Annotated in this window: 4 protein-coding genes and 1 pseudogene; 4 read left to right on the plus strand and 1 reads right to left on the minus strand. The window is 58.2% G+C overall.

Annotated features, from left to right (window positions below; genetic code table 11):
• Positions 1-23: 23 nt before the first annotated feature.
• The 4 genes from DV027_RS13995 (at position 24) to DV027_RS14010 (ending at position 6,632) form a co-directional block, all read left to right on the plus strand.
• On the plus strand, positions 24-1,442 hold the full coding sequence (locus DV027_RS13995; RefSeq protein ID WP_242621931.1) for a purine-cytosine permease family protein: 1,419 nt from the start codon (positions 24-26) through the stop codon (positions 1,440-1,442).
• Positions 1,443-1,669: 227 nt separating this feature from the next.
• On the plus strand, positions 1,670-4,039 hold the full coding sequence (locus DV027_RS14000; RefSeq protein WP_242621932.1) for a TonB-dependent receptor: 2,370 nt from the start codon (positions 1,670-1,672) through the stop codon (positions 4,037-4,039).
• 87 nt (positions 4,040-4,126) lie between these two features.
• Positions 4,127-5,287, plus strand: coding sequence for an acetylornithine deacetylase (gene argE, locus DV027_RS14005; RefSeq protein WP_130732609.1), 1,161 nt, complete (start codon positions 4,127-4,129; stop codon positions 5,285-5,287).
• 235 nt (positions 5,288-5,522) lie between these two features.
• Positions 5,523-6,632: an S-(hydroxymethyl)glutathione dehydrogenase/class III alcohol dehydrogenase gene (locus DV027_RS14010; protein WP_130732610.1), complete on the plus strand. Its 1,110-nt coding sequence runs from the start codon at positions 5,523-5,525 to the stop codon at positions 6,630-6,632.
• Positions 6,633-7,194: 562 nt separating this feature from the next.
• Here DV027_RS14010 and DV027_RS14015 read toward each other — a convergent pair.
• Positions 7,195-7,527: pseudogene (locus DV027_RS14015) on the minus strand (aminotransferase class I/II-fold pyridoxal phosphate-dependent enzyme); the annotation flags it as partial.
• Between the last annotated feature and the right edge of the window lie 74 nt (positions 7,528-7,601).

Consider the following 7,601-nt stretch of genomic DNA (forward strand, 5'->3'; position numbering starts at 1 on the left):
CGTTTTTCCTATAGGGCTGATTCATGATGACCACGCAAGGCACAACGACCGAACAGCATACCGAACTGCCCGAAGATTTCCTGCCCCGGCAAAGCGTCGAATTCCAGACGATCTATCCGGTTGCAGCATCGGAGCGGCACGGTCGTGCGCGCGACCTGCTGGCCCTGTGGTTTGGCGCCAACATGACCATGCTGACCGTAACGACGGGCGGCGTCATGCGCGGGACATTCCACCTGACCCCTCTCACCGCCGTTGTCGCGGCCATCGTGGGCAACCTGATAGGCGGGCTGTTCATGGCGCTGCATGCGGCGCAGGGGCCGCACCTGGGCATACCGCAGATGGTGCAGTCGCGCGCGCAGTTCGGCATGATTGGCGCCGCCCCCATGACGGCGCTGATCGTCATCATGTTCCTGGGGTTCTCCGCCTCCAACCTCGTGCTGGGGGCGCAGGGGCTGGCCACGATGAACGGGCATATGGGTGGCACGGCGGGCATGCTGATCGTGGCGTTCCTCTCGCTGGTGCCGGCGGTGCTTGGCTACAGGGCCATCCATGGCGCCACCCGGATCGCCTCGGTGCTGTGCGGCGCGGCCGTGCTGACATGCCTTGTGGTGGCGCTGTATCACATACCGCGCACCGGCGCGTGGTGGGTCAGTGACGGGCATGACACGGTGCCGGGTTTCCTGGGGGCGATGTCGCTTGCGGCCCTGTGGCAGATTGCCTATGCGCCCTATGTTTCGGACTATTCACGCTACCTGCCGAGCAGCCGGGCAGGGGAGCGGCAGGCCTTCCATGCCACGTACTGGGGCTGCGTGCTGGGGTCGTTCGTCGCCATGCTGATCGGCGTTGTAACGGGCGCCAATGTTGCCGCCGTGCTGGGCACTGAACTCGGCTGGCTGGCCGCGCCGGTTCTGGGCGTGCTGTCACTGGGCATCATCATCGCCAATGCCATGAACCTTTATTGCGGGGCGCTTTCCTCCATTACCGTGTTCCAGACCCTGGCCCCCCACCGGCATTTCGGGCGCGGGTGGCGCGTGGCGATCTCGATCACGCTGCTGATGGTGGCGACCATGCTGGCGGTCATCATGTCCGATCAGTTCGACAAGGCCTATGCAGGCTTCCTCGAGCTCCTCATGGCGATCATGGTGCCATGGTCGGCCATCAATCTGGTTGACTATTATCTGTTGCGTCATGGCAACTATGACCTGCCATCTTTCTTTGCAGCAGATGGGGGCGTATATGGCCGCTTCAACCTCAGGGCGATGCTGTCCTACCTGTTCGGGCTGGTGGTACAGGTGCCGTTTCTGGCTAACGAACTGTATATGGGACCGTTTGCCCATGCCTTCGGGGGGGCGGACCTGTCATGGGTATTCGGGCTTGCCCTGACAGGGCTGGTATATGCCGTGGCCATGCGGAACACAGGGCAGGGGAAAACGACGGAGTGATTACATTTTCGATACGAATCTTATTGACTGTACTCGTATAGACAACCTAGCCTGTTTTCAGGACAGACAATGGCCTCCGGGCTGAACATCTTTCACCATTTCATGCTAACGGGGCGTGGCTATTGCCTGCGGTTATGCGTCGTAAGTAGGGGTCAATAATGATACGGAATTTTTCGTTATCAAAATTATGTCTCTTTTCCACCACGCTCGTCACAATCGGAACCGGCGTGGCTTCGGCGCAGGCGGTACCGCAGGCTGCCGAGAAGGAAGGCGACCGGGCGCACCATGCCGCCGGCCGCACCGCCGCGCATGCGACAGCGCCCGCCGCCGGCAAGGAGGCGGTCTATGTCAGCTCCACGTCGGAAACATTTAACGTCAAGTCCAAGCATGTCTCGCACGGCGCGCTGGTCACCGTCGGCCAGAAGCTGCTGTCACAGGCACCGGCGGGCACCAACCCGCTCAAGACGCTTGGGCAGCTGCCCGGTGTCATGTTCCAGTCCGCCGATGCGCAGGGCGTGGATATTTGGTCCGAGCAGATCTTCATGCACGGCTTCCAGCAGCAGGAGATCGGCTTTACGCTCGATGGCATGCCGCTGGGCGAGCAGTCGCTGCGAAACTATAACGGCTTCAACGCGCTGCTGGCCATTTCATCTGAAAATGTCGGGCGTATCGATGTCTCCCAGTCCGCAGGTGCGGAAGATATCGCCGCTACCAACAACCTTGGCGGCTCGATGGCCTATGTCTCGCGCGATCCGTCGCACAAGATGGGTGGCATGGTCAGCCAGGGCTTTGGCAGCTTTGCCAATTATCACACGTTCGTGCGCCTGGAGAGTGGTGACCTGAACCGCACCGGCACGCGTTTCTATGCATCCTACAGCCGCCAGGATGGCCAGATCTGGAAGGGAACGGGCGAGCAGTTCGTCCAGCAGGTCAATGCCAAGCTGGTGCAGCCGCTGGGTGAGGAAAGCTCCCTATCCGCCTATTTCGACTGGGCCGACATGCACCAGTTCTCCACGCCCGATGCCTCGCCTGAAGTCATCCGCAAGGCGGGTTACAACGTAACCAACTATTATAACGGCCAGCAGAGCGGCCTGCAGGCTGCGATCAATGCGGCCAATGGCATTTTCCCCTCATCCTTCTCCGGCCTGGCCGACCCTGAGGATTCCGCTTATTATGACGCGGTTCTCAACAGCGAGGACTATTTTGGCGGCGTAAAGGCGCATATCAAGCTCTCGCGTGACGTGACATGGGACACCACGGCCTATGGCCATGGCGAGACGACCCAGTCCACATGGACCACGCCCTATTACCCCTCGCCCAACGGCTCGCCGCTGTCCGAGCTGCGCAAGTCACCGGGCATCCGTCGTTTCGGCATCATTTCACAGGTGCATTACGATACCGCCAAGAACCAGCTGGCCGGTGGCGTATGGTATGAAAACAATAGCTACCAGTCGCCTGAATACGACTTCCAGATGCCCAACATCGTCAATGGCCAGCTGACGCAGTCCCTGCCCAACCCGCTCAATTACTGGAAGAACCCGTTCGCCGAGATCTATAACCAGGATTACAACACCAACACCTTTACGGCCTTCGTGCAGGATACCTACCGCCCGATCAGGCACCTTGCCCTGCATTTCGGCTTCAAGTCCGTTCTCAGCACCACGCGCGTTGGCAATGGTTACGCCAACCAGGATTATTATGCCGCGGGCACGCAGCTTGCCAGTGGCGTGGGCCTGACCACCGCCAAGCCGTTCCTGCCGCATATCAGCGCGGACTGGCATTTCATGAAGCATCATGAACTGTATTTCGATATTTCGGAAAACGTACATACCTATGCACAATGCGGCTATAATCTCTGCGCCTCACCGTTTGCGGTAACGCAGGCCGCGTTCAATGCCGAGCGCAATTCCATCCGCCCTGAAACGGACTGGACCTATGCGCTGGGTTATCGCTATTCCAGCCAGTATGCCGGGCTGTCACTATATGGTTACCGCACGAACTTCAACAATCGCCTGCAGCAGATCACCTCGGGATCATCAATCAATCCGTTGTCTACCGTAGCAAACGTGGGTGGTGTCACCATGGATGGCGTGGATGCCGCCCTGACCCTCATGCCGATCCACGGCCTGGCGTTCACCAACAGCTTCAGCTACAACCATGCCACCTATGACAGCAACCTTGTGGATGGCGGCGTCAGCTATCACACCAAGGGCGTGCAGGTCATCAATTATCCGCGCTTCATGTACAAGACCCGCCTGTCCTATGACTACAAGGGGCTGACGGCCTATGTTGACGCGACCTTCACCAGTCACCGCAACTACAGCTATACGGGTGATGTAAAGGTGCCGTCCTACTGGCTGGCCAATTTGGGCGTGCAGTACAACCTCAGCAAGATCGGTTCGGTGCATCGCAAGCTCGCTCCGGCCAAGGACCTTATCCTTTCCTTCAGCGTAACCAACCTGTCGAACTCGCACTACATTTCCACCATGGGTGAAAACGGCAACCCGCTGAGCCTTTCGCAGGGGGCGGATGCCTACCAGTCCTTCCTGGTGGGGGCGCCGCGGATGTTCTTTGGTTCGCTCAGCGCGAGCTTCTGATATCGCGCAGGATCGGTAACAGCAGTCGGTATATGCCCGCGTGGCATATGCCGGCTTTTTTATTGTCTCGGGAGCCCGTGCCTTTTCATGACCGCCCTGCCAAGCCAGAACGCCCTTGACTGGATCACGCGCCTGATCGCGCATGAGAGTATTTCCTCCTGCTCCAACATGGCGCTTGTGACAGAAGTCGCCGCCCATTTTCGCGCACTGGGCATGGAGGTGTTGCTGACGCGCAATGAAGAGGGAACAAAGGCCAACCTGTTTGCAACCCTTCCGGGGCGCGAGGGCAGCCTGCATAACGGGCTTGTGCTGTCCGGCCATACGGATGTCGTGCCCGTGGCGGGGCAGGACTGGACATCGGACCCGTTCGTGGCCACGATCCGTGACGGGAGGCTGTATGGCCGCGGTGCCTGCGACATGAAGGGCTTTCTGGGCACCGCCATCGACCTTGCAGCGGAATTCGCGCAAAAACCCCTGCAATATCCACTTCATTATGCCCTGTCCTTTGATGAGGAACTGGGCTGCATTGGCGCGCCGCGCATGATCCGTGATATCGTGGCGCGTGGCTACCGCCCGCGTGTCTGCCTTGTGGGGGAACCCACGGACATGGCCCCGGTTACCGCACACAAGGCATCGCGGGTGTTTGAATGCCGCGTGCATGGTCGGGCATGCCATTCCTCATCTCCGGCCGATGGGGTGAACGCCATTAACTATGCCGCCAAAATCATCAACTTTCTTGATGGCATGGCGACAACCTTCCGTTATGAAAAAATGCAGGACCCGGATTTTGATCCGCCATACACCACATTTTCGGTCGGCACGATTGAAGGGGGTCTGTCCACCAATACGGTGCCGGACCTGTGTGATTTCAGCTTCCAGTTCCGTTGCCTGCCACACGAGGATGGTGAGGCCATAGAACAGGAGATCCGCGGTTATATCGATCATGACATCATTCCCGCCATGCGGCGTGACGACCCTGATGCGGGCGTGACCCTGTTCCGGCGCGCCAACGTGCCTGCCCTGGCCGGGCTGCAATGCACGGCGATTGACGACATAAAGGACAGGCTGGGAAACCGGCAATGTCGCTGCGTGTCATACGGAACGGAGGCCGGGCTGTTCCAGCAGGTTGGCATTGACGCCGTGGTGTGTGGTCCCGGTTCGATCGTGCAGGCGCATAAGGCAGACGAATTTATTTCGTTGCAGCAACTGGCGGAGTGTGAGAATTTTCTGCGCCGCCTGGTGATCTAGTTTTTCCATATGAATGGAAACACTGTATACTTTCAGCATGATGCGCCCGGCCTCATCATCTGCAGGCCGGGTTGCCGCCAGAAGTTACACCGTATGGGAAATATTGGTGGCCTGAAAAGATGACCGGGCACAGGATGGGCCGATCATCATTTTATACCTGTCCCGATATGTCCCGCTTTATGTTTCCTGCCCGTTTTCCATGGCAGGATGACCTGATTCAATAAGGAGAGAATGCGTGAAATCGCGTGCCGCTGTTGCGTTTGAAGCCAGGAAACCCCTTGAAATTGTCGAGATCGACGTTGAGCCGCCGCGTGCGGGCGAAGTACTGATCAAGATCACCCATACGGGTGTATGCCATACCGATGCCTTTACCCTGTCCGGTGATGACCCGGAGGGGCTTTTCCCCGCAGTGCTGGGGCATGAGGGTGCCGGCATTGTCATGGAAGTGGGCGAAGGTGTGACCAGTGTAAAGCCGGGTGACCATGTCATTCCGCTTTATACGGCGGAATGTGGCACGTGCCTGTTCTGTAAATCCGGCAAGACAAACCTGTGTGTCTCGGTCCGGGCAACGCAGGGCAAGGGGCTCATGCCCGATGGCACGACGCGTTTTTCCTATAAGGGAAAGCCGCTGTATCATTACATGGGTTGTTCTACATTTAGTGAATATACGGTTGTGGCCGAAGTATCCGTGGCCAAGATCAACCCGAAGGCCAATCCCGGCCATGTATGCCTTATGGGGTGTGGCGTTACCACCGGTATTGGCGCCGTGCATAATACAGCCAAGGTACAGCCTGGTGATTCGGTGGCTGTATTTGGTCTTGGCGGTATTGGCCTTGCTGTCATCCAGGGCGCGCGGCAGGCCAGGGCCGGGCGGATTTTTGCCATTGACACCAATCCGGACAAGTTCGAGCTGGCAAAGGCGTTTGGCGCGACGGATTTCCTTAACCCGAACGACTACAGCAAGCCGATCCAGCAGGTTATCGTGGAAATGACGGACTGGGGCGTGGATCATACCTTTGAATGTATTGGCAATGTCAATGTCATGAGGGCAGCGCTTGAATCCGCCCATCGTGGATGGGGGCAGTCCATTGTCATCGGTGTGGCCGGTGCCGGGCAGGAAATTTCCACCCGTCCGTTCCAGCTTGTTACGGGACGGTCCTGGAAAGGGTCCGCATTTGGTGGCGTAAAAGGACGCAGCCAGTTGCCGGGCATGGTGGAAGACGCAATGCGGGGCGATATCCAGCTTGAGCCTTTCGTGACACACACCATGCCGCTTGAAGATATCAATGAGGCGTTTCGCCTGATGCATGATGGCAAGTCCATCCGCTCTGTCATCCATTACTGAGCGGGCCTGTTCCCCTGATTTTCAGTCCACCAGACTGGGTCAGGGGGCAGTATCTGCAATGCATGAATTGTGCATGGTTATAAAATATAGGTATAACCATGCGCTTTTCAGGTTCATCAGGGGTTGTTTAAGTACAGATGTAAGCCTGATCCGATTGCGGTGCCTGTAGCGCCTCTTGCCCTGTTGTCATGCAGGAGTGGTTTGTTTCTCTTCTGGCGTATTGGGCAAAACCAGTCAGCATCGGGGCGCATTACGCCAGCGCGGGCTCTGGCACCGGAGCCGTTCTGCTCTCAGGCTTCTGAATAAGGGTTTGACAACCGCAGTCTCATGGCAGGGTCGCGGCCATGCCGTTCATCGATATGCGGCGAAAGTTTCAGCGCCCAGCATGCGGGCCACGATACCCTGTATTCCCTGACCAGCAGTGAAATGCCAGTGTGCCAATGGTACGCAAAGATATGCGCACCCATGGCGCAAGGCTGGCTGTTGAAAGTCTTCAGCGGCATGGGGCACCGTATCGGTTTTCTTATGCCCCATGCCGGTTTTATCTGGTCTGGGCCAGGCCTTACTTCAGCCCGTCCACAAAGGCTGCGATGCGGCGGCAGCCTTCGCGCAGGGTGTCCGTGTCGGTGGCGTAGGAAATGCGGAAGAACGGGCTCATGCCATAGGCAGCGCCCTGCACGGAGGCAACCTGCTGCTCTTCGAGCAGGGCCATGACGAAATCAGCATCGGTTGCGATCAGGCGACCGCCTGCCGAAGTCTTGCCCATGCAGCCCCTGATGTCAGGATAGACATAGAATGCCCCCTGCGGCGTATGGCACTGCACGCCAGGAATTGCGTTGAGCAGGGAAACCACCAGGTCGCGCCGGGCCTGGTATTCAGCCGCCCGGTCCTTGACGCGAATTTCTCACACTTGAGGAAATTTTGGGTTATTTTGTAGAATTCAGTCATCCCACAGGAGCCCGATCTGGA

It is taken from the genome of Komagataeibacter xylinus (genome assembly GCF_004302915.1).
GTDB classification, from domain to species: Bacteria; Pseudomonadota; Alphaproteobacteria; order Acetobacterales; family Acetobacteraceae; genus Komagataeibacter; species Komagataeibacter xylinus_C.